16 protein-coding genes are annotated in these 20,432 nt (G+C 71.9%); 6 read left to right on the top strand and 10 right to left on the bottom strand.

The window, feature by feature from the left end:
- Window positions 1–280 precede the first annotated feature (280 nt).
- Window positions 281–649, top strand: a complete 369-nt coding sequence (locus ABD256_RS24615) for a DoxX family protein (RefSeq protein WP_344423321.1) — start codon at window positions 281–283, stop codon at window positions 647–649.
- Window positions 650–894: 245 nt separating this feature from the next.
- Here the strand turns inward: ABD256_RS24615 and ABD256_RS24620 are convergent, their stop codons facing one another.
- Window positions 895–4,155 carry an ATP-dependent helicase gene (locus tag ABD256_RS24620; RefSeq protein WP_344423324.1) on the bottom strand — a complete coding sequence of 1,087 codons (3,261 nt, stop codon included), beginning with the start codon at window positions 4,153–4,155 and terminating at the stop codon, window positions 895–897.
- Window positions 4,152–7,316, bottom strand: coding sequence for an ATP-dependent helicase (locus ABD256_RS24625; protein WP_344423327.1), 3,165 nt, complete (start codon window positions 7,314–7,316; stop codon window positions 4,152–4,154). Before ABD256_RS24625 ends, ABD256_RS24620 begins: the two co-directional genes overlap by 4 nt.
- 96 nt (window positions 7,317–7,412) lie before the next feature.
- On the opposite strand from ABD256_RS24625, the gene ABD256_RS24630 reads away from it, so the two are divergent.
- Together ABD256_RS24630 and ABD256_RS24635 are read left to right on the top strand one after the other, a co-directional pair.
- Window positions 7,413–7,703: an MGMT family protein gene (locus tag ABD256_RS24630; RefSeq protein ID WP_344423330.1), complete on the top strand. Its 291-nt coding sequence runs from the start codon at window positions 7,413–7,415 to the stop codon at window positions 7,701–7,703.
- Window positions 7,704–7,746: 43 nt separating this feature from the next.
- Window positions 7,747–8,625 (top strand): siderophore-interacting protein, encoded by an 879-nt coding sequence (locus tag ABD256_RS24635; RefSeq protein ID WP_344423333.1) that lies wholly within the window; start codon window positions 7,747–7,749, stop codon window positions 8,623–8,625.
- Window positions 8,626–8,899: 274 nt separating this feature from the next.
- Here ABD256_RS24635 and ABD256_RS24640 read toward each other — a convergent pair whose 3' ends face one another.
- Window positions 8,900–9,703 carry a uroporphyrinogen-III synthase gene (locus tag ABD256_RS24640; RefSeq protein ID WP_344423336.1) on the bottom strand — a complete coding sequence of 268 codons (804 nt, stop codon included), beginning with the start codon at window positions 9,701–9,703 and terminating at the stop codon, window positions 8,900–8,902.
- Complete coding sequence (locus ABD256_RS24645; RefSeq protein ID WP_344423339.1) at window positions 9,696–10,664, bottom strand: helix-turn-helix transcriptional regulator; 969 nt, start codon at window positions 10,662–10,664, stop codon at window positions 9,696–9,698. Before ABD256_RS24645 ends, ABD256_RS24640 begins: the two co-directional genes overlap by 8 nt.
- A gap of 85 nt (window positions 10,665–10,749) precedes the next feature.
- Here ABD256_RS24645 and ABD256_RS24650 point away from each other — a divergent pair, with 85 nt between their 5' ends.
- Window positions 10,750–11,853 (top strand): DNA glycosylase AlkZ-like family protein, encoded by a 1,104-nt coding sequence (locus ABD256_RS24650; RefSeq protein ID WP_344423342.1) that lies wholly within the window; start codon window positions 10,750–10,752, stop codon window positions 11,851–11,853.
- A 3-nt stretch (window positions 11,854–11,856) separates the two neighbouring features.
- Here the strand turns inward: ABD256_RS24650 and ABD256_RS24655 are convergent, their stop codons facing one another.
- The 4 genes from ABD256_RS24655 to ABD256_RS24670 form a co-directional block, all read right to left on the bottom strand.
- Window positions 11,857–12,654 (bottom strand): TIGR02569 family protein, encoded by a 798-nt coding sequence (locus ABD256_RS24655; RefSeq protein WP_344423344.1) that lies wholly within the window; start codon window positions 12,652–12,654, stop codon window positions 11,857–11,859.
- A 283-nt stretch (window positions 12,655–12,937) separates the two neighbouring features.
- Entirely contained in the window at window positions 12,938–14,110 is a 1,173-nt protein-coding gene (gene moeZ / locus ABD256_RS24660) for an adenylyltransferase/sulfurtransferase MoeZ (protein ID WP_344423347.1), read from the bottom strand.
- An 85-nt stretch (window positions 14,111–14,195) separates the two neighbouring features.
- Complete coding sequence (locus ABD256_RS24665) at window positions 14,196–15,356, bottom strand: DUF3152 domain-containing protein (RefSeq protein WP_344423350.1); 1,161 nt, start codon at window positions 15,354–15,356, stop codon at window positions 14,196–14,198.
- Window positions 15,357–15,435: 79 nt separating this feature from the next.
- Complete coding sequence (locus tag ABD256_RS24670) at window positions 15,436–16,428, bottom strand: alpha/beta fold hydrolase (protein ID WP_344423354.1); 993 nt, start codon at window positions 16,426–16,428, stop codon at window positions 15,436–15,438.
- Window positions 16,429–16,566: 138 nt separating this feature from the next.
- On the opposite strand from ABD256_RS24670, the gene ABD256_RS24675 reads away from it, so the two are divergent.
- The gene (locus ABD256_RS24675; protein WP_215549833.1) at window positions 16,567–17,187 is read left to right on the top strand and encodes a TetR/AcrR family transcriptional regulator; all 621 of its coding nucleotides are present in this window, start codon (window positions 16,567–16,569) and stop codon (window positions 17,185–17,187) included.
- Window positions 17,188–17,701: 514 nt separating this feature from the next.
- Here ABD256_RS24675 and ABD256_RS24680 read toward each other — a convergent pair.
- Together ABD256_RS24680 and ABD256_RS24685 are read right to left on the bottom strand one after the other, a co-directional pair.
- Window positions 17,702–18,664, bottom strand: coding sequence for an alpha/beta fold hydrolase (locus ABD256_RS24680; protein ID WP_344423357.1), 963 nt, complete (start codon window positions 18,662–18,664; stop codon window positions 17,702–17,704).
- 7 nt (window positions 18,665–18,671) lie between these two features.
- Complete coding sequence (locus ABD256_RS24685; RefSeq protein WP_344423360.1) at window positions 18,672–19,577, bottom strand: AurF N-oxygenase family protein; 906 nt, start codon at window positions 19,575–19,577, stop codon at window positions 18,672–18,674.
- 65 nt (window positions 19,578–19,642) lie between these two features.
- Between ABD256_RS24685 and ABD256_RS24690 the strand changes: the two genes are divergently transcribed.
- Complete coding sequence (locus ABD256_RS24690; RefSeq protein ID WP_344423363.1) at window positions 19,643–20,428, top strand: TetR/AcrR family transcriptional regulator; 786 nt, start codon at window positions 19,643–19,645, stop codon at window positions 20,426–20,428.
- Window positions 20,429–20,432: the final 4 nt, after the last annotated feature.

Here is a 20,432-nt window from a genome sequence, read left to right on the forward strand (position 1 = left end):
CACGCTCGGGATCGTAGAGGACAACGCGCTTCGAACGCGCCGGTTCTCACCGGCGCGTTCCCGGCGCCGCGGATCTCCGGTCTTCGGTGTGCCCGCCGCGTGGCCGACCTCGGTGCCGCCGGTGGTGGTGACGCCGCAGCCGCTCGCCCGCTTCAGCGTGGTGATCCCGCCGCCATGCTGGCGCTGACCTGCTCGTACGGCGTCAAGGTGGCACAAAATCTGACACGATCGGGTGAGTCTTGCCCGAACAGCTCGTATCCCCCCGTGGCATACTGACGGTATGTCAAAGCGTCCCGCGCTCCTGCTCGCCGGTTTTCTCGCTGCCTCGGGGGCACTGCACTTCGCGAAGCCGAAGCAGTTCGACGCACTGGTCCCCCGCGACCTCCCCGGCTCACCGCGCCTCTGGACGCAGGCATCGGGCGTCGCCGAACTGGGCCTCGCCGCCACGATCGCCAACACGGGGACCCGCCGTTTCGGCGGCCTCGCGGCGGCGCTGTTCTTCGTCGGCGTGCTGCCCGGCAACGTCAAGATGGCGATCGACTACGACCGCAGGAAGAAGCCGCTCCCCGCACGCGCGATCGCGTGGGGCAGGCTCCCGCTCCAGTGGCCGCTCGTGCTGTGGGCCCTGAAGGTCCGCGACGAGGCCTAGCCTTCGATCATTGCCTCCAGCCTCAGATGCCCCGAAAGAGACCACCTCGGAGGCATGAGTGTCGCGGATATCGCCGTTGTGGCCTGCCCTGCTCCGGGCCGTATGCCCCGAAGGCGCCCTCGGGGGAATCTGACGCCGCGAAGGTCACCTTCGGGGCATGCGCGCGGCCTCGCCATCGACCCCACCCTGGGCATCGACAAGGACAGCAACTCACCAGCCATTCATCTTGAGAGCCGCGCTCCGCGTCACCGTTCAGGCACTCCCCGCAAAAGATCCCGCAACCCCTCGGCGTCGAGCAGATCCACCGGCCGCAGGGTGTGGTCCTGCCGCACGTAGTGGAAGGCCGCCCGCACCTTCTCCAGCGGGAGTCCCTTCAACGCCGCCCACGCCAGCCGGTACGCGGCGAGCTGCACCGAGGACGCGGCCAGTTTGGCGCCTTCCGGGACGGCGCCGGTCTTCCAGTCGACCACGGTCCAGCCGCCGTCGGGGTCGGCGAACACGGCGTCCATCCGGCCCCGCACGGTCGTGCCGTCGATGTCGGTGGAGAACGGGACCTCGACCTCGACCGGGGTCCGGTTCGCCCACGCGCTCTTCTCGAACGCATCGCGCAGGGCGTCGAGGTCGGCGTCGGCGGCTTCTCCGGTGTCCGCGGCGCCGGGCAGGTCGTCGATTTCCAGCAGCCGTTCGCCGCCGAAGCGGTGCTCCAGCCAGCCGTGGAACGCGGTGCCTCGGCGCGCGAAAGTGTTGGGGGGCACCGGAAGCGGGCGGCGGAGGCGGCGGGCGAGCGCGTCCGCGTCCCCGGCGAGTTCCACGAGCTGGCTCACCGAGAGCTGGCCTGGCAGCCGCACGATCTCGGTCCTGGACGCGGCGCGGGCGCGCTCGGCCAGCAGGACGTCGGTGTCGGAGGTCCAGCCGTCGGGGTCCTCGACCTCTTCCAGCTCGCCGAAGATGTCGAGCTGCTCGCCGAGCGTGGCCAGCTCGGCCATCACCAGATCGGCGCCTTCGGCGACGGCGGCGCGGCGGGGGCCGAGCGGGTCGACCGGCCAGTGCGCCGTCCTGGTGTCCAGCACGAGCGGGTTTTCCTCGTCCGGCGGGGGTTCTTCGGCCCAGGCCCCGAGCACACCGATCGGCTCGCCGGTTTCCTCCGCCTCGCTGATCAGCGCCGCGGTCTCGGTCAGGAACTCCGAGGGGCCCTTCGGCTTCGCGCTCGTTTCGTTCCACCAGTGCCCCGAAACCAGCAGCGCGTGCTCGGACCTGGTCAGCGCGACGTAGCAGAGCCTGCGCTCTTCCTCGGCTTCGCGTTCGGCGAACCCTTCCTCGTGCAGCACGAGTCCTTCTTGGACTTCCTTGCGGTCCATCCCGTCGGACACGCGCAGCTCCGGCAGGTCCTGCGCGTCACCGCGCAGCGCGGCGGGCAGCGCGGTCACCGTGCGCAGCCACGACGACGAGCGCCGCTTGGTGGGGAAGACCTCGCGCACCAGGTGCGGCACCGCGACCACGCGCCATTCCAGGCCCTTCGCGGAGTGCGCGGTGAGCACCTGCACGCGGTCCGGCGCGACCTGCACCTCGCCGGGGGTGAGGCCGTCCTCCGCGTGCGCCGCGGTGGCCAGGTAGTCCACAAAGGACATCAGGGTCGCGGTCGGCGCGCTCTCGGCGTAATCCGTGACGACGTCGGCGAAGGCGTCGAGGTGGGCGCGGCCCGCGCTGCCCGGCCTCGCCAGCGACTCGACGTCCAGCAGCATCGTCCGCTCGACGTCGGCGACCAGCTCCGGCAGCGACTGGTCGAGCCTTCGCCGCAGCATGGTCAGCTCCCTGCCGAGCTTCTGGATGCGCCGGAACCCCTCCGGCGAGTACCGCGAAGGCTCGCCGGGATCGTCGAGCGCGTCCACGAGCCCGGTCTGCTCGGCGCGTTCGGCGAACAGCAGCGGATCGGGTTCGGCACCCGGGCGCGGACCGGCGAGCTGGTTCGCCCGCGACCACAGCGCGGCGAGATCGGACGCGGCGAACCGCCAGCGGGCGCCGGTCAGCAGGCGGGCCGCGGCCGTGCCGGCCAGCGGGTCGGACAGCACGCGCAGGGTGCTGACCAGGTCCGCGACCTCGGGTTCGTCGAGGAGGCCGCCGAGCCCGACGACCTCCACCGGCAGTCCCCGCGCGCGCAGCTCGGCCGCGATCGGCGCCATGTCCGCCCGCCGCCGCACCAGCACGGCCGCGGTCGGCGGAGTGCCGGTCGCGGACACCTCGTCGTGCCAGCGCTCGGCGAGCGCGTCCGCGATCCAGGCCCGTTCGGCCCTGATGTCGGGCAGCAGCGCGGCCGCGATGTCCGCGGGACCGGCACCGTCGCGCGCGCGCAGCCGTTCGACGCCGAGCCCCCGCGCGCGCAGCGGTTCGGACATGCCGTTGGCGAGCGCGAGCACCTGCGGCGGGTTGCGGAAGCTGGTCAGCAGGCCGTACTCCCGCGCGGGCACCAGTTTTCCGCCCTCGGCGCGCGGGAAGTCGGTGGTGAACCGGGGCAGGTTCGCCGCGCTCGCCCCGCGCCAGCCGTAGATCGCCTGCGCCGGGTCACCGACCGCGGTCACCGGCATCGGGGCGTTCTCCACGCCACCGAACAACGCGCGCAGCAGCACGCGCTGCGCGTGCCCGGTGTCCTGGTACTCGTCGAGCAGCACGGCGCCGAACCGGTCGCGCTCGCCTTCGACCACCTCGGGGTGCCCGCTCGCGAGCCGCGCCGCGAGCGACATCTGGTCGGCGAAGTCGAGCGCGCCCTCCGCCCGCTTCCGCTGCTGGTAGGCGTCGACGAGGGGAAGCAGCTCCAGCCGGAACCGTTGTGCCGCAACGATGTCGGCGAGCTTCTGCGGCAACGCGGCGCGCTGCCCCTTGCCCTTCGGCGCGTGCTCGATCACCTCGCACAGCCATCGCGTGCGCTCCGCCAGCTCGTCCAGCTCGACGAGGTGCTCGCCGAGTTCGCCCGCCAGCGCCAGCACCTGCGCGGTCACCGTCGGGGGCACCTTGTCGGTCTCCAGGTCCTTGTCCCAAGTGGACACCACCCGGTGCGCGATCTGCCACGACGCGGTTTCCGAGAGCAGGCGGACGCCGGGCTGCACCGGCAGCCGGAGCCCGTGCTCGGCGAGCAGGCGCCCCGCGTAGGCGTGGTAGGTCAGCACGGTCGGCTCCCCCGCGAGCACCGCCGCGCGCCGCCCGCCACCGGGGTCGACCTTGTCGAGCAGGCCGGAACCGGCGAGCCGCCGCAGCCTCGCCCTGACGCGTTCGCCGAGCTGGCGCGCGGCCTTGCGGGTGAACGTCAGGCCCAGCACCTGTTCCGGGATCACCAGCCCGTTCGCGACGAGCCAGACCACCCGCGCCGCCATGGTTTCGGTCTTCCCCGCACCGGCGCCCGCCACGACGAGCGCGGGTTCGATGGGCGCGGCGATCACCGCGGCCTGCTCCGGTGTCGGCGGGTGCAGGCCGAGCGCCTCGGCGACGTCGGCGGGGGAAACGAGACCCGTCACGGCCCGGTCACCTGGCGGCCCTCCGGGCGCAGCGGGCAGGACCCGCGCGCCGGGCAGCGATCGCATTCGGAGTTCTCGGTGGCCTGGTACGCGGGCCCCGACGCCGATTCCGCCGCGGTGCGCACCAGATCGAGCCATTTCCGCCCGGACTCGGTGTCCAGCGGCGGCTGCTCGCGCAGGGTGGAACCGTGCCGGTTGTGCGACTTCGCCACGTAGACGAGCTTCGCTCCGCCGGGTTCCTTCACACCGTCGACGGCGCCGAGCAGCACGGCGAGCTGGTAGGCGGCGAGCTGCGGGTGCAGCTCCGCGTCCGCCGCGGTCACCGGCACCTTGCTGGTCTTGATGTCGATGATCACCGGGCGGCCCTGCCCGTCGGATTCAAGCCGGTCGATGCGGCCCTTCAGCCGGATCCTGACCTCGTCCTCCTTGGCTGGCAGCTCGACCTCGATGTCGTGCTCGACGCTGAGCTGGGTCAGCTCGACCCGGCTCTGCTTGAGCCAGGTGACGAAGTTGGCCACCATCTGCTCGACGCGCCGCCGCTCGCGCCGCGAGTACCACGGCGCGCCGGCGTCGACCCGTGCCCACGCGTCATCGAGCGCCCTGCGCAGCTCCTCGTCGCCGGCGCCGGTGGCCGCGGCCTGCGCCAGCCCGTGCACGAGGGTGCCGGTGATCGCGGCGAGCTGCGCCGGATCGCTGCCGCCGTGCCGCTCGATCAGCCAGCGCAGCGGGCACCGCGCCAGAACGTCCACAGTGGACGGAGAGATCTTGATGACGTCGCCCGCGCCGTGCAACGGGTCCACGGAGGACGCATCCGCGATGCCGTACCAGGAATCCGGGTGCGCGCCGGGCACCCCGGCCGCGGCGAGCCGCGCGAGCTGACGGGCCGCGAGCTTGCGCCGCGACGGCTCCGTGGTGGCGTCGCACACCGCCGAGCGCAGATCGCCGACCAGCTCCGCGAGCACCAGCGACCGGCCGGGCGCCTTCACCCGCGAATCCTGGCCGGGGTCCTGCCCGCCGTCGTCCAGCTCGTCGAGGAACCGGGACGGCTGCTCGTCTTCGCCGGCCACCGCGCTGACGAGCAGCACCCGGCGGGCACGGCTCGCCGCGACGTAGAAGAGCCTGCGTTCCTCGGCGAGGATCGGGGCGGTTGCCGAAACCGAGTCACTGTCCACACCGGACAAAAGGTCGACCAGGCGCTCGACGCCGAGCAGCGAGCCGCGCAGCCGCAGGTCCGGCCAGGTGCCTTCCTGCGCACCGGCCACCGCGACGACCGTCCACTCGCGACCCGCGGCGCCGTGCGCGGTGAGCAGCGAGACACCGTCGCCCTTCGTCGCGGTCGGCGCCAGGCTGTCGCCCGCGATCAGCTGGGAGGACAGGTACTCGGCGAACGCGGCGACGCTCGACTTCGGCAGCCGGTCGACGTAGCGGCCCGCGGCGTGGAACAGCGCGACGATCGCGTCCAGATCACGGTCCGCCTGCGCGCCAAGGGATCCGCCCCGCTCGGCGCGCCGGGCCAGCAGCCCTTCCAGCCCGCTGCCCTGCCACAGGTCCCACAGCACCTGCTCGACGCCCTGCCCGGCCGCGATCGACTCGCGCGCCTTGGCGAGCAGGCTCGCGACCCGTCGCACCGGCGCCGCCTCCGCGTCGGCCAAACCACCGAGAAGATCGTTGTCCCGCACCACTTCGACCAGCAGCTCGTCACTCGGACGCTCACCACCCGTGGCGACCTCGAGCCGGCGCAGCCCACGGCGGACGCGGCGCAGCGCGAGCGGATCCGCGCCGCCGAGCGGTGAGGAGAGCAGCATTTCGGTCAGTTCGGCGTCGAGCAGCGCGGGTTCGGCCGCGACGCGCAGCGCGACGAGCAGCGGCCGCACCGCGGGCTGGCGCGACAGTGGCAGCTCCTCGACGGCCGACGCGATCGGCACGCCCGCGGCCCGCAACGCGCGCTGCAGCACCGGGAACGAGCGCGTCGGGGAGCGCACGAGCACGCTCATCTCGTGCCACGGCACGCCTTCGACGAGGTTCGCGCGGCGGAGCTGGTCGGCGATCCAGCTCGCTTCGGCCGCCGGTGTCGGCATCAGGCGCACCTTGACCGTGCCCTCGCCCTTGCCGGCCGGGGTCGCCGCGCGGTGCTTCGACGCGCCGGCCATGCTCTTCGCGATCGCGGTCACCGCCTGGTGCACCGGGCCGTTCATCCGGTGCGCCTCGGTGAGCGTGAGGGTGCGCGTGCGCGCGGAATCGGCGGAGGCGAGCAGCCCCGGATCGGCGCCGCGGAAGGAGAACACGGTCTGGTCCGGGTCGCCGGCGAGCACGAAATCGGCCGCGCCGCCGCCGAGCCTGGCGAGCAGCCGGTACTGCAGCGGGTCGAGGTGCTGCGCGTCGTCGACGAGCAGGTGCCGGATCCTGGCCTGCTCGCGGGCGGCGAGATCGGGATCAGCGTCGAGCGCGAGCAGCGCGGCGGAGACCAGCTCGGCGGCGTCCATCGCGGGCGAGCCGGGGACGCCCAGCGCGTTGCCCCCCGCCCCCTGCAGCAGCGTGACCTCCTCGTACTGGCGCCAGAACGTGCCCGCCGCGACCCATTCGACGCGCTCCCTGCTGCGGCCGAGCTTGATCAGGTCCTCCGGGCCGAGCCCGCGTTCGGCGGCCCGCAGCAGCAGATCGCGCAGCTCCTCGGCGAACCCCGGCACGGCGAGCGCCGGGCGCATCTGCTCCGGCCAGTCGAAGGCGCCGACGTCGAGGTCGCCCGCGAGCAGTTCGCGGACCACGACGTCCTGTTCCGGGCCGGACAGCAGCCTCGGCGGCGGCATCCCGTCGACGGAAGCCTGCAACCGCAGCAACCCGAACGCGTACGAGTGCACGGTGCGCACCACCGGCTCGCGCACCGTGCGCGGGGTCTCGTCGCTGATCAGGCGCCGGGTGATGTCGGCGCGTAGCGCGTCGGCGGCGCGGCGGGACGCGGTGAGCACCAGCAGGTTCTCGGGGTCGACGCCACCGGCGATCCGCGCGACGGCGAGTTCGACGAGCAGGCTCGTCTTCCCGGTGCCCGGCGCGCCGAGCACCCGCTGGAACCCTTGTGGCGCTTCGAGCAGGCGCCGCGCGCCCTCGGGCCAGTCGTGCCGTGGCGGAGCCCCGGTGGCCGCGCGGACCAGCCGCGCGCTCACCTGACCGGCCCTCCCTCGCTGCACCTCTTGATTGCACCATGCCCACCCCGCGGACCTGCGGCGCCATGCCCATCCGGGGTGCGGCACAGTGGTCGCATGGACGAGCAGCTGCACGAGCGAATCCGCGAGGTGGTCGCCGACGTGCCGCCGGGCAAGGTCGCCACCTACGGCGACATCGCGGCGATCGCCGGCGCGTCGACGCCGCGGCTCGTCGGACGGGTCCTGTCCGAGGACGGCAACGACCTGCCGTGGCACCGGATCCTGCGCGCGAGCGGGATTCCCGCGCCGCACATCCGGCACCGCCAGCTCGAACTCCTGCGCGCCGAGGGCGTGCTCGCCGACGGCGACAAGGTGAGCCTGCGCAAGTACCGCTGGCACGCGTCGTAGGTCACGCTGGTCTCGGCCTTGCCAATCAGGTTAGCCTTGCCTAATGACGACCGAGGCACGCACGAACCGGCCGGCCATGGCGTACGACACGCTGCGGGTCAGCCGCCTGGCACGGCTGACCCCGCACATGGTCCGGATCACCCTCACCGGGCAGAACCCGGCGTCAACGCTCGATATCGGGCCGGACCAGTACACGAAGGTCTTCTTCCCGCTGCCCGGCCAGCGGCGCCCGGTCGTGCCGCCGCCGCTGGAAAGCACCGACGGGGTGCTCAGCTGGTACCAGCGGTACCTCGCGATGCCCGACGCGCTCCGGCCGCCGATGCGCACCTACACCGTGCGCGCGCAGCGGCCGTCGCTCGGCGAACTCGACATCGACTTCGTGCTGCACCCCGAACACGCCGGGCCCGCGTCGGAATGGGCCGCGAAGGCCGCGCCCGGCGACGAAATCGGCTTCCTGTGCCCGCCGTACGCGTTGTACGACCCCCAGCCCGGCGCCGCGTGGCAGCTGCTCGTCGGCGACGAATCCGCGCTTCCCGCGATCGGCTCGATCATCGAACGCCTCGACGATGGCCAGTCGCTGCGCGCGTTCGTCGAGGTGTCGGGCCCCGCGGAGGAACAGCGCTTCGAAACCCGCGGCGAAGTGCAGGTCGACTGGGTGCACCGCGGCGACCGCCCGCACGGCGAAGCCGTCGTCGACGCCGTCAAGGCCGCCGAATTCCCCGAAGGCGAGCCCTACGCGTGGATCTCCGGCGAGGCGGACCTGGTGAAGTTCACCCGGCGCCACCTCGTCCGCGAACGCGGCATCGACAAGCGCTCGATCACGTTCACCGGCTACTGGCGGCGGGGACGCACCGAAGAAGACAACGGCCGCGAAAACATCCGCCGCGCCGAAGCGGGCGAACCCCTCGTCGACGAGGACTGACCTGCCCCGGTTCCGCCCGTGATGGCCAGCATGACGGCACTTCGTCGGCGGGGATCGCCGTCCCCGACGGATGCTTCTCCAGAGGTCGGCGAGGTCCGCCGCGCATGCCCCGAAGGGGCCCTTGAGGAAATCTGACGCCGCGAAGGACGCCTTCAGGGCATCAGGCATCACCACAACACACACCGCGAGGGGCGAAATCGCGGCGTCAGATTCCCCCAAGGCGACCTTCAGAGACCACGGGCAAGCACCGTCGCCGTCACGGGACTCGGAGCGCTCAGGGCAGTGCGACGAGGAGTTTCACCAGTGCGCCGAGGCGTTGCCGGTCGGGTTGCACGGTGGGCACGCCGAGGTCCGCGAGCGGGGCGGCGGTGACCGCGCCGACGCAGGCGCACGTGACCGGCCCGGCCCGCAGCGCGCCGACCAGTTCCTCGTAGCGCCCGTGCGCCCGTGCCAGGTTCAGGAAGTTCACGGCGGCGGGCGCGCTCGTGAACGCCAGCGCGCGCACCCGGCCGTCGAGCACGCCGTCGACGAGGTCGAAGACGCGCTCCGGTTCGGCCGGGTCGCGCCAGCGGTACGGCTGCACCTCGACGACGTCGGCACCGGCGGCCCTCAACGCGGACGTGTGCTCCGGCAACGGCGAGCCGTGCAACTGGACGGCGACCCTCGCACCGTCCACCCCGGCCTCGGCCAGCTCCCCGAACAGCTCGGCGTTGGTTTCCGCCGGTGACGAGTACTCCTCGCGCAGCCCGGCACCGCGCACCGCGCCGCACGCCTTCGGCCCGCGCGCGAAGATCCGCGAACCGCCCAGCGCCGCGACGAGCCGGTCGCGAAGGCCCCATCCTTCGGCGGCCTCGGCCCAGCCCCGGAACCCCGCGCCGGTCGTGACGGCCGTGAAGGCGACGGGGCGCGCGAGTACGTCCTCGGTCGCTTCGCGCAGGCGCTCGTCGTCAGGCAGCGGCACGATCCGGAGCGCCGGCGCGTGCCACACGGTCGCACCGTGCCGTTCGAGCGCGGCCGCGAACTCCTCCGCCCGCCGCTCGGCGGTGATCCCGATCGTCATACCCGCCAGCTCACGCATAAGCGGCCCCCATTTCCGCGATCCGCTCGGCGAGCCGCGCCCGCAGCTCCGGCGGCCCGAGCACCTCCAGGTCGGGGCCGAACCGCAGCAGCTCGCCCACCGCCGACTCGCCCGGTTCCACCGGAAGGTCCACTTCGATCCACCCGTCCTCGCCGGAGCCGCGTTCCGCTTCGCGGACGGCACGGGCACCGACCGCCCCGGTGTAGAACGGCGCCAGCATCCGCGCCTTCGGCGACATCCGCACGTGCGCGATCCTCGGGAACATCCGCTGCTCGAACTGCTCGGACCACTGCCGCCAGTACTCGCCGAGGTCGAAGTCCGCCGGCCGGTCGAACGGTTCGCCGAGATCGGTCAGTTCGAGGATGCGGGACACCCTATAGGTCCGGTCACTGCCCTCGCACCGGCCCGCGAGGTACCAGTTGCCCGCCTTGAGCACCAGCCCGAGCGGGTCGAGCACGCGCTCCACGATCCGCTGCCCCCACCGCTCGTAGCGGATCCTGACCCGCCGCGCCTGCCAGACCGCCTCGGCGACCGCGGAGAGCACCGGCAGGCTCTCGATCCCGCGGTGCCACCCCGGCACATCGAGGTAGAACCGTTCGGCGACCTTCCCCGCCCGCGTTCGCAGCTCCTCCGGCATCGCCGCGTACAGCTTGAGCTGCGCCGCGGCGAGCACGGTCCCGAGCCCGAGTTCGGCCGCGGCGACCGGCAGCCCCGCCAGCGACAGCGACTGCGCCTCCTCCTCGGTCAGCCCGGTCAGCCGCGTGCGGTACCCGTCGACGAGCTGGTAGCCGCCTGCCCGCCCGCGATCGGCGTAGACCGGCACGCCGGAGGCGGAAAGCGCCTCGATGTCCCGGTACACCGTGCGCACCGAAACCTCCAGCTCGGTGGCCAGTTCTTCGGCCGTCATGCGCCCGCGGTTCTGCAGCAGCAGGAGTACCGAGAGCAGTCTGCTCGCCCGCATCGGTCCAGTATGCCCGGCATACCTGACACGAGGTGACAGGTATGCCGTCCCATGATGGACTTGACACCCGACGAGAGGAGCATCCGTGGACCGCCGCCAGGTGCTGGCGTACCGGATCGCGGCGCAGGGCCTGCACCGCGAGCACGGCGGTGCCGACACAGCCGCCTCGCTCGCCGTGTTCGACCTCGGCGTGCAGGACGGCGCGCGCGACGTCGCGCTGCTCGCGCTCACCGCGAGGCTCGACCGCATACCGTCCCTTGTGGACGATCCCGCGCTCGTGCTCGTGTGGTCGCACCGCGGCGCGCAGCACTACCACCGGCGCGCCGACCTGCCCGCCGTCACACGGGCCTTGGTGCCGTTGAACGAAGCCGATGCCATGGCCCGCCTTGGCTGGCGGGCGAAGCAGGCGGCGGAAGCCGGGATGACGGCGACGGACGCGCTGTTCACAGCGGCGCGCGCGATGCGCGAGGTGGTACCCGGCCCGACCGGCAAGGGCGCGGCGAGCACCGCGATCAGCAAGCTCGTGCCCGAGGCGCTGACCTACGCCTGCCGCGGCTGCCAGGCGACGCACATCCTCGAAAACCTCTTCCGGCTCTGCTCGCTGCCCGGCGGGGTCCGGCTGGTCCCCGGCGAGTCACCGGCGACGCTCGCCCCGCTCGAAGGCCGCGGGCGCATCGGCACGAAACCGGATCCCGCCGCGGTGACGGCCACCATCGCCGCCTACCTGACCTTGCACGGCCCGGCCACCGCCGGTGCCGCGGCCGGGTTCGTCGGCACGTCGGCGGCGTCGGCCAAGGCCGTGCTGCCGGATCTCGTCCCGGTCGACGTCGAGGGCAAGCGCGCCCTCATCGCACCGGAAAACCTTGCCGCGCTGGAAAGTCCGCCCGAGCCCGACCTCGTCCGGCTGCTGCCGCCGTGGGATCCGTTCCTGCAGGCGAGGGACCGCGACGTACTCGTCCCCGATCGCGCACTGCAGAAGGAAGTGTGGCGGATGCTCGGCAACCCCGGCGCGCTCCTCGCCGACGGCGAGATCAGCGGCGTGTGGCGGTCGAAGACGAGCGGCCGCCGCCTCGACTTCACCGTGAGTCCTTTTTGGACGATTTCGGTGGCGGCGCGGAAAGCGGCCGGGGAAGAAGCGGCGCGGATCGCGGCGGCACGCGGGTTCACCGACGTCCGCGTCGCGTGGTGACGCTCAGACGAGCTCGCTGACCTCACGGGCCGCGGCGCGGAGGCCGTCCAACGCGGCCCGCGTCGCCTGCGGTGACAACGCGTGCGCCGCCAGCCGGAACAGCATGGCGCGCAACAACATCTGGGGCCATTCCGGCAGGTGCGACCACCGGTGCAGCAGCTCGATCCCGGCACCGCCCCACGCCAGCGCGTCGACCGCGACCACCGCCGCCGACCACTCCGCCGGCCGGTAGTACGGGCTGAAGTCCACGATCCCCGGCGCCGCGTCCCCGTCGAAGAGCACCGCGCCGAACAAATCACCGTGCACGACCTGATCCGGGCTCGACACCGGGCGCCGCGCGCCCGCGAGCACCTCGAACCACCGGCCGCCCTTGTGCTCGTCGATCGGCGTTTCGAGCTCGCCCCACGCGATGCGGTCGGCGATCGCGTCCACGTCGTCCCGATCGTCGAGGAAGGCCGGTTTCGGCACGCCTTCGGTGGCGCGCGCGAGCTTCACCGCGGCGAGCATGGTGTCGTCGTAGCGGTGTTCGGCACGCCCGGTGATGAACCTGTTCGCCGCCCAGCCGCCGACGATCAGCCTGCCGTCGGTCGACCGGACCGGCCGCGCCACCCGCAGTTCGGGCACGTCGGCCGCTTCGAGCGTGCGCGCCGCCCACGCCGCCTTCGGCTTCTCCGCCACCGGCTTCAGCACGACCGGCCCGCACCGCCACGCGGTGGTGCCGGGAATCGGCTCGGCGTCCCCCGCGGTCACGCCGAACGCCGCGCAGGCGTGGTCCGGTGGACGTTCTCGGGAGGTCGGCACAGCGCTCGACGGTACCGGGCGAAACCGCTCCGCGGTGCGGCTGGCTCGGAATTCTCCGAACCCCGCACGGATGCGACGGCGGGCCGGCACGCTGCCGCGCATGACCGGGACTCCTCGCCGTACACCGCGCGGCCAAAGCCCGGCCTCTGCTGGGCGAGCGCGATCGGCGTCGCCGGGCTGCTCACCGTCGACCGGGACTTCAGCCAGTTCGCCTCGTTCTTCCGGTGACAGCGAAAACGGCGGGGCCCCGCTCAGGGGTTCCCGCCGTTTTCACCGCTGAACGTCAGTACGTCGGCAGGCTCTGGTCGATCTGCTTCGCCCACGCCAGCACGCCGCCACCGAGGTGGGTAGCGTCCTTGAACCCGGCCGAGTGCAGCGCCGCCAGCGCCTCGGCGGACCGGGCACCCGACTTGCAGTGCAGCACGATCGGCTTGTCCTGCGGCAGCTCGGACAGCGCCTCGCCGGAGAGGAGCCGGTCCTTCGGGATCAGCTTCGCGCCCTTGATGTTCACGATCTCGTACTCGTGCGGCTCGCGGACGTCGATCAGCTCGAAGGCGTCGCCGTTGTCGAACTTGGCCTTCAGCTCCGCCGGGGTGATCGTGCTGCCCGACGCGGCGCGCTGCGCGTCGTCCGACACCACGCCGCAGAACGCGTCGTAGTCGATCAGCTCGGTGATCTTCGGCGTCTCCGGGTCCTTCCGGATCTTCACCTCGCGGTAGCGCATCTCCAGCGCGTCGTAGCTGACCAGCCTGCCCAGCAGCGGCTCGCCGATACCGGTGATCAGCTTGATCGCCTCGTTCACCATGATCGAGCCGATCGACGCGCACAGCACGCCCAGCACGCCGCCTTCGGCGCACGAGGGGACCATGCCCGGCGGCGGGGGCTCGGGGTAGAGGTCGCGGTAGTTGAGGCCCTTGCCGTTCGGGGCGTCCTCCCAGAACACGCTGGCCTGGCCCTCGAACCGGAAGATCGAGCCCCACACGTACGGCTTGCCGAGCAGCACCGCGGCGTCGTTCACCAGGTAGCGCGTGGCGAAGTTGTCGGTGCCGTCGAGGATCAGGTCGTAGTCGCGGAAGATGTCGAGCGCGTTCGAGCTCTCCAGCCGCTGCGTGTGCAGGTGCACCTGGACGAACGGGTTGACCTCGGCGATCGACTCCTGCGCCGACGCGGCCTTCAGCTTGCCGACATCGGACTGGCCGTGGATCACCTGGCGGTGCAGGTTCGACTCGTCGACCTCGTCGAAGTCGACGATGCCGAGCGTGCCGACCCCGGCCGCGGCCAGGTACAGCAGCGCCGGGCTGCCGAGGCCACCGGCGCCGATCACCAGCACCTTCGCGTTCTTCAGCCGTTTCTGGCCGGTCATCCCGACATCCGGAATGATCAGATGACGGCTGTAGCGGGCCACCTCGTCCTTGGTGAGTTCGGCGGCCGGCTCGACGAGCGGCGGCAGTGACATGGGTCCTCCATCGTGGTTCACGAGCATCCCAGTATGCCCAACGCACAAGGGCAAGCCAGCCTTCCCGGCGTCCACATGGTGGACATCAGTTCGGCTTCGAATCCCCGACCTCGAGATTGGGCCACGGGTTGAACCGGCACGTCTTCCCGTCCGCCGGAACGGCCTTCGAGTTGTACTGGTCGACCTGGTTGAGCTGCGCGACGTAGTTGTTCGCGACGCCGAAGGTCTGCTGCATCATCACCGGCGCGAGCCCGCCGTTTTCCTTGCAGCCGACGTGGCTCTTGCCCACCGCGTGCCCGACCTCGTGGTTGATCGCGTAGATCCGGTAGTTGCCCATGTCGCCGCCGAACGCCTTCGCGCCGCGGATCCAGCGGGAGAGGTTGATCACCACGCGGTGGTCGAAGCCCTTGATGTAGCACGACGTCGGGTACGGGATGTCGAAACCGCACACGTCGGGGCGCTTGGTCGTGTTCAGCGTGGTCAGGCTCACCCGGAAGTCCGGGTCCGGCGAGTTCGCGCCGACGCGCTGGAAGGACACGCCGCCGGTCCCGGTCCAGCTCCTCGGGTCGGAAAGGATGTTTTCGACGATGTTGCCGAAGGTGTCGTCGCCCTGCAGCTCGGCCGGGTCGATCCCGTCCTCGATGTCGACCGTGTAGGTGTACAGCTTCCCGCCGGTGCCGATCTTCTTTCCGGCGCCAGGCGGGACCGCGACGGTGTGGTAGGTGCCCTTGCCCGCCTCGGTGACGTTGCCGCCGTTCGGCAGCTCCGCGGTCGGGATGCTCACGTTCACCGGAGCGGCGGGGCGTTCCGTCGGCCCGCCGTCGCCCTGGCCGTTCGCCTGCCCCGGCGCGCCCTGCGTCGTCTCGGTGAGCGGTTCCGGCGGGCCCGTCGCGGTGTTGAACACCACCAGCGCCGTGATCACCACCAGCACCGGCAGCGCGTACACCCGCCAGCCGTAGGTCTTCGTCAGCTTCGCGAGCCCGCTCTTCTTCTTGCGCGGGCGCTTCGGCTCGTCGTCGGGGTCCTCCTGCGGCCGCCAGGAGGCGCTCAGCGGCTCGCTCGTGGTGCGCCGGGAGCCGGGGCGGTAGCGGTCCTCACCGAGCCGGACCTTCGGCGCCGGACGCGGCCGGTACTGCCCGGAACGCGACGCGCTCGCGCCGGAAGGAGGGAGGGGGGACCGGCGGGGCAACGGCGGGTACTGGTCCCGCGACGCGTTGCCTCGCACCTCGTGCGGCGGCCGGTTCACGGCTCCCAGGGTGCCATACGCACACCGTGACGCAGGCGGCGACTGGCGCATCACACAGCGAAATCACCCCGGAAACACCTCACCCCCGCACAGAGGGCCGCGACGCCTGCCAGGTGCCGTTCTCGACGGACTCCCACATCCCGAGCACGGCCTTCGCGACGGTCACCGGCCGCTCCATCTGCGCCACGTGCCCGGTCTTCGGCAGCACCAGCAACCGGGCGTCGCCGAGCAGCCGCGCCGTCCTCGGCGCCCGCCGCACCGAGATGACCCGGTCCCGCTCACCCCAGACGACCAGCGACGGCACCCGCACCGCCGGCGCGACCGCCCACAGCGACTCCGCGCCGCGGGCGAACCACGTGCGGAAGACGCCGAACATGCTCTGCGCCAGCGCGGGCGCCGCCCAGGCGAACTCGGCGCGCGCCCCGTGTTCGTCGGCCAGCTCGCCGAGCCGCTGCTCCGGAAACGCCGACGGGTCGGCGAAGCACAGCTTGATCACCTGGGCCGCGCGCTCCCGCGGCCCCAGTGCGGCGAGCTGCCGCCGCACCCCCGGCCCCACGAACGGCAGGTACGCCAGCGCCATCCTCGGGTCCGCCAGCCGTCGCGGGTCCGGCCTGCGATCCGGCATCGCGGGCGAGATCAGCGTCAGCGTGCGGACCAGCTCGGGGTGCTTCGCCGCGAACAGCAGGCAGATCGCGCCGCCCATCGAGTTGCCGAGCAGGTGCACCGGCCCCTCCCCGAGCCCCGAGATGAATTCGGCGAGCAGCTCGGCGTGCGAGGCGAGCCTGAAGTCGAACCCCGGCGGCGGCTCCGAGAACCCGAACCCCGGCAGGTCGACCGCGATGCCACGCGCGAACGGCGCGAGCTGCGTGGAGAGGTCGGTCCAGTTCGTCGACGAGCCACCGAGGCCGTGCACGTAAACGACGGTCGCCTCGCCGTCGCTGTCCACGCGGCGGACGTGCAGCTTGCCGCCCGCGACCTGCTCCATCGCGCCCGGCCACGGCGAAGTGGTCTGGTCCAGCGGCGGCAGCGCGGTACTCGACAGGGGCACATGGGTGACTGCGGGTTCCGGCACACTGCCAGAATGCCTGATTCCCGGGCGGGATTTGGCGGACCGGGCATACCGGCGAGTAATGTCGGGGCAGCTCCGTACGGGTGGCAACCCCGTCCGCCACGGTGCGCGAACACACCGAGGGAGGCACCTATGGCCGACATGACCGCGACGGGAGCACAGCCCCGTGGGGTCCGCCTGCCGAGGACCGAACGGCGCGCGCAGCTGCTCTCCGCCGCGCAGAAGGTCTTCGCGGCCAACGGCTACCACGCGGCGGCCATGGACGAGATCGCCGAACAGGCAGGCGTCAGCAAACCGGTCCTCTACCAGCACTTCCCCGGAAAGCTCGACCTCTACATCGCGCTGCTGGAAAGCCACGTCGACGAGCTCGTCAGCCGAGTCCGCGGCGCGCTCGACTCCACCACGGACAACCGCCAGCGCGTCCCCGCGACCGTCGGCGCCTTCTTCGACTTCGTCAGCAACGACGCGGGCGCCTTCCGCATGGTCTTCGAATCCGACCTCCGCGGCGAGCCCGCCGTGCAGGACGCCGTCGACAGGGCCACCTCCGCCAGCGTCGACGCCATCACCGACACCATCACCGCCGACGCGGGCCTCGACGAGGACAAAGCGCGCCTGCTCGCCGTCGGCCTGGTCGGCCTCAGCCAGGTCAGCGCCCGGTTCTGGCTCGCCCACCACAGCACCATGAGCCGCGAAGAAGCCGTCGCGCTCACCGCCAACCTCGCCTGGCGAGGCATCGGCGGCGGCTTCCCCCTGCAGCACTAGCTTTTTTATCGGTCGTCAGAATTTGCGCTGCCAGGGCGCGGCTCCCAGCTCAACCCGCCGGTTTGTCGCGGGGTGCGCCCTGCCATCGCAAATTCAGAGGGCCCAGGGGGCCCTGCGACCGACTTGCACGCTCCCGGCGCGCGGGGCGCGCCGGATCGCCGGGTGGGTGGCTGGGTTTTGCATGACCGCGCCTTCGGCGCGGGCCTCGCGGCACTCGGATGTGTAGGCGGGCGAACGCATCGGTGCGCTCCCGGCTCCCGCGCCTCCGGCGCGGACAGTAGGCGGGCGAAGTGGACCGCCAAGTGCATTTAGCGGGCTAAACGTCGTCGGTGTGGGGCGAGCAGGGCGGGGTCGCCGAAGTGCAGTTAGCGGGCTAAACGTCGTGGCGGGGCGAAGTGGGGCGTAGCGGGCGGGGCAGGCAAGGCGGCGGGCGGGCCGGATGCTGTGAAGGCCACCTTGACGGCGTCGAGTGCCGTCAAGGTGGCCTTCAGGGGTCGAAAAGCGAGCCGCGGAGTCAGGCGCGCGTGGCGGCGCGCGCGAGCAGGGCGCGAACGTGGCGGGCTACTTCGGGGCCGCGTTCTTGCGGGAGCATGTGGCCCGCGCCGGGGAAGCGGATGAACTCGGCGTCCGGCAGTTCCTCGGCGATGACGGCCGCGTGCGGGACCGGGCACAGCCGGTCCTTTCCGCCCGCCATGACGACCGCGGGCACGCCGCGGAGCGCGGCGAGCGCCACGCGGCAGTCGTGCCGGGAGATCGCGTCCTGGAACCCGGCCACGCTCGCCGGATGCGCCCGGAGCAGCTGCGCGGCGACGGAGTCCAGATCGGCACGGCTCGGCCGGTCGCCGAACACCAGAAAGCGCGCACCGGGACGGACGACGGCGGGCTTCAGCGGCAGCCGGTCGCGCCGCTGGCGCGCGAGCAGTTTCGCGAGCTTGCGTTCGATCCTGGCCGCCCCGCCGCCCGCGATCCCCGGCAGGCCGAGGGTGATCCGGTCCATCTCCCCCGACGACGTCGCGACGAACGCGACACCGTCGACCCGCCCCGACACCAGCTCGGGGTGCCGTTCGGCGAGCTTCATGATCGTCATACCGCCCATCGAATGCCCGGCGAGCACGAGCCTGCCCTCCGGCGCCTTCTCCCCGATCAGCTCCGCCAGGTCGTCCGCGAGCTGTTCGATCGTCGCCGTGCCCGTGCGAGCGGGCGCCGAAGCACCGTGCCCGCGCAGGTCGTAGGTGAGCCGCCGGACGGGCACCCCCAGCTCGGCGACGACCTTGTCCCACGTGTGGTGGTCCTGGGTCCAGCCGTGCACGAGCACCAGCGTCACCGCGGCGTCCTGCGGCCCGGTGAGCGTGAAGTGCAGCGCGGTGCCGTCGGCGGTGACGAACCGGTGCTCCCTGGCCGGGTCCCAGGACAGCGGTCCCCGGTGACGTGACCCCCTGGCCCTCGCCACCGCGTTTCGCGGGCTAACCGTCGTCATCGCCGCCTCACTTCGCGGGCAGCAGGAACGACTTGCGCCAGAACGTCATCCCCGGCGCGCCGACCAGCCCCGACTCCTGCAGGAACGGCATGATCTTGTCGCCTGCCCACTGGATCGTCCCCTGCCAGTTCGGGTTCGACAGCGCCGCGCGGACGCCCTCCTTCGGGCTGATCCCGACCGCCCGGTACACGCCGGGGTTGATGAACGCCCTGGTCACGAAGTACGAGATGAGCGCGATGATGAACCGCTGGTAAGCGATCTCCGCCTTGGACAGCTTCGCCATCCCGCGGGTCACCTCCTCGCGCGCGAACGTCACGTGGCGGGCTTCCTCGAGCACGTGGATGCGGTTGACCATGCGCACCAGCGGCTGGATCTCGGGGTCGTTCATCTGCTCGCGCTGCAGCCGGTCGAGCACCTCCTCGGCGACGAGGATCGCGCCGTAGCGGGCGGGGCCGTAGCTGATCGTCGGCATCAGCTTCGCGAGCTGGCGCAGCCACGGCACGGGGCCGTACGCCGGGCAGCCGATGCGGTCGGCCATGCGCGCGAACATGGTGGAGTGGCGGCACTCGTCCGCGATCTCCGTCAGCGCGTACTGGGCGTGGCTCGTCGTGGGGTCCTCGGCGTAGACCTCCTTGAGCAGCATCTGCATCAGGAGGATCTCGAACCAGAGGCCGGTGGTCGCGACGCTGGCGATCTCGTGCTTGCCGAGCTCGATGCGCTGTTCCTCGGACAGCTTGTCCCACAGCTTCGTGCCGTACAGGGACGAACGGTGCTCCGGGATGTAGCGCTTGCCCTCGACCAGCGGCGCGTCCCAGTCGATGTCGACCTCGGGGTCGTAGAACTTGTTGGCCGACGACTTGAGCAGCCGTTCCGCGGTCTTCTCGCGGCCGGCGTCGCCGAGGGTTCGCGTCATTGCCGACACCACCTTCCCTGTGACCCAGCTGACTGTAACTTCGAGTAACAGTTACCTCTGGTAGCATGACCTCCGTGATCGACCGTGTCAAGCGCACCAGCAAGCAGCCCCGCAAGCACCCCGCGGCCGAGGAGCCGAGCACCGGCGACGCCCGCCGGGACCGCTGGCGCAAGCACCGGATCGCCCGGCGGGCCGAGTTCGTGGAGGCCGCGCTGAAGGCGCTGGACGAGCACGGCCCCGACCTCGGCATGGAGCACGTGGCGGCGGCGGCCGGGGTCACGAAACCCGTGCTGTACCGGCATTTCGAAGACAAGGCCGATCTCTACGTCGCGCTCGGGCAGCGCGGCACGGAGATCCTCTTCGAGCGGCTCATCCCGGCCATCAACGCCGAGCTCGCGCCGGTGCCGAGGATCAGGATGGCGCTCGACGCGTTCTTCACCGTGATCGAGGAGCACCCGAACCTCTACCGCTTGCTGGCACGGGGCCGCTTCCAGGGCAAACCGGTCGATTCCGACGTCGTCGCGGAGGACAAGGAGCTCATCGCGACCGCGCTGACCGCGCTGCTCGGCGACTACATGCGGATGTTCAACATGGACTCCGGCGCGGCCGAGCCGTGGGCGCACGGGATCGTCGGCATGGTGCAGAACACCGGGGAATGGTGGCTCGACCGCCGCTCGATGGGCCGCGACAGCATCGTCGAATACCTCACCCAGATCATCTGGGCCGCGATCGACGGCCTGACCAGGCAGCAGGGCATCACGATCGACCCGAACCTGCCGCTCGAAGAGAACAAGATCATCCAGATGGCCTCGGCGAAGGCCGAGGCCGAATCCGACAGCGAAGCCGGATAGGGAG

It is taken from the genome of Amycolatopsis minnesotensis, from assembly GCF_039529815.1.
Taxonomy (GTDB): Bacteria; Actinomycetota; Actinomycetes; order Mycobacteriales; family Pseudonocardiaceae; genus Amycolatopsis; species Amycolatopsis minnesotensis.